1 protein-coding gene is annotated in these 2,538 nt (G+C 70.8%); it reads right to left on the bottom strand.

Annotated elements, in window-relative coordinates; genetic code table 11:
- Positions 1–2,489: beta-ketoacyl synthase N-terminal-like domain-containing protein (locus ACFVYN_RS41225; protein WP_390008036.1), on the bottom strand; the 2,489-nt coding region annotated here is incomplete at its 3' end.
- Between the last annotated feature and the right edge of the window lie 49 nt (positions 2,490–2,538).

Raw genomic sequence — 2,538 nt, 5'->3', positions numbered from 1 at the left:
CGTACGACCGCCAGAACCTGATGCCCGTTGCGCCGGGCGTCGGACAACCGCTCCAGCAGCAGCATGCCGACGCCTTCAGCCATGCCCGTACCGTCGGCGGCCGCGGCGAAGGCCTTGCACCGGCCGTCGTTCGACAGTCCGCCCTGGCGGCTGAACTCGGTGAAGATGCCTGGGGTGTTGAGGACGGTCACACCGCCGGCCAGGGCGAGCGAGGACTCGCCGCTGCGCAGCGACTGAACGGCCAGGTGCAGTGCGACCAGGGAGGACGAGCACGCCGTGTCCAGAGTGATGGCCGGACCGGTCAGCCCGAGCAGGTAGGCGATACGGCCGGAAGCGACGCTCGTGGTCTTGCCGGTGAGGAGGTACCCGTCGAGTGTTTCCGGTGCTTCGTGCAGCCGGGGCCCGTACTCCTGGTCCATGATGCCGACGAAGACACCGGCCGGAGTGTCGCGCAGCGAGGCCGGTTGGATGCCGGCCCGCTCCAGCAGTTCCCAGGAGGTCTCCAGCAGCAGCCGCTGCTGCGGGTCCATCGCCAGCGCCTCCCGCGGCGACAGCCCGAAGAAGCGGGCGTCGAACTCTGCCACGTGGTCGAGGAAACCGCCGCGTCGGGCGACGCTGCTTCCAGGGCCGTCGGCGGCGTGCAGCCGCTCCAGGTCCCAGCCGCGATCCTCGGGAAACGGGGTGATCGCGTCCTCTCCGGCGGCAAGCAGCCGCCACAGGTCCTCGGGGGACTGGATTCCGCCGGGGAGACGGCAGCTCATCGATACGACGGCGATGGGTTCGTCGTCCGGGCCGAGTCCGGCGGGACCGGGGCGCGTGGTGGGGGCCGGGTCGGCCGCGGCGGCGGTGATGTGGTCGGCGAGCCTGGCCGGCGTGGGGTGGTCGAAGAGGGTGGAGGTGGTCAGGTGGGTGCCTAGTGCAGCGTTGATGCGGCTGCGCAGGTCGCCGAGCATGATCGAGTCGAACCCGAGGTCCTTGAACGTCCGCCGGGGGTCGATGTCGTCGGCTGTCTCATGGCCGAGTGCGGCGGCGGCATGCGCACGGACCTGGCGCGCCACGTCGACGCCCGGCGTGGCAGCGCGGTCGGCCACGGCGGATGGGTCGCTGTCGAACCAGTACCGGCGGCGCTGAAAGGCATAGGTGGGCAGGTCGGTCCGGCGAGCGCCTGTTCCGCTGAAGACTGCGGTCCAGTCGGGGGTGACGCCGTGGGTCCAGAGTTCGGCGAGGGAGGTCAGGAACCGCCGGCTGCCGCCCTCGTTGCGGCGCAGGGTGCCAGTGGCGGTGCCGCCACTCTCCTCGATGGCGGTGGTCAGGACCGGATGGGCACTGACCTCCAGGAAGAGGGAGTTGCCCTCGGCGATCACCGTCTGGACGGTGTCGTGGAAACGGACCTGCTCACGCAGATTGCGATACCAGTACTCGGCATCCAGCGCATCACCCGCGACCGCGCCGGCGGTGACCGTCGAGTACATCGGGATCCCACCCGGGCGAGCGACGATCGGGGCCGCCATCCCCATCAACTGCTCACGGATCCCCTCCACATGCGGGGTGTGGGAGGCGTAGTCCACCGCGATCGCACGGGTCCGCGCCCCGGCCGCCTCGGCATCCGCCGACACCTCGGCCAGCCCCGCCGGACTACCCGCCACCACCGTCGATTCGGGACCGTTGACGGTGGCGATCCATACGTCGTCACGGCCCTCGACAAGTCCGGCGACCCGCTCGACGGACGCCGCGACCGACAACATCCCGCCCTGCCCGGCCAGTTCACCGGCGATGATCCGGCTGCGCAGGGCAACCAGACGCGCGCCGTCCTCCAGCGTCAGCGCACCCGCCACACAAGCCGCCGCGATCTCCCCCTGCGAATGACCCACCACAGCCGACGGAGACACCCCGACCGACCGCCACAGCTCAGCCAGCGACACCATCACCGCCCACAACACGGGCTGCACCACATCCACCCGGTCGAGCGCACCGCCCCGCAAGACGTCCAGCAGGCTCCAGTCGACATACGGGGTGAGCGCCTCGGCGCACCTGTCCACGGACTCGGCGAACACCGATGAACTGTCCAGGAGTTCCCCAGCCATCCCCACCCACTGCGAACCCTGACCCGGAAACACGAACACCACACCGGTGTCGGTCGCATCGGAGGCCGTACCGCCGACCACGTTCGCGGCGGGCTCACCGGCGGCGACCGCGTCCAGCCCGGCGAGAAACCCCTCCCGGTCCCCGGCCAGTACGACGGCCCGGTGTTCCAACGCTGCCCGGTGAGTCGCCAACGACCAGGCGATGGAGGCCGAGTCGGCGGCCGGGTTCGCGGATGTCCCGGCGAACTCCCTGAGCCGTGCCGCCTGCGCCCGCAGGCCCTCCTCGGACCTCGCCGACACCACCCACGGCACGACACCACCAACAGGAACCGCAGCGGCATCGGCATCGGCATCCGCATCCGCATCCGCATCCGCAGGGGCCTCGACCGGCGGAGCCTGCTCCACGATCACATGCGCATTGGTCCCGCTCACCCCGAACGACGAGACCGCCGCC

Source organism: Streptomyces sp. NPDC058307 (genome assembly GCF_042880295.1).
Taxonomy (GTDB): domain Bacteria; phylum Actinomycetota; class Actinomycetes; order Streptomycetales; family Streptomycetaceae; genus Streptomyces.
The sequence above is the reverse complement of the archived record's forward strand: the minus strand, read 5'-3'. Positions and strand labels throughout refer to the sequence as shown.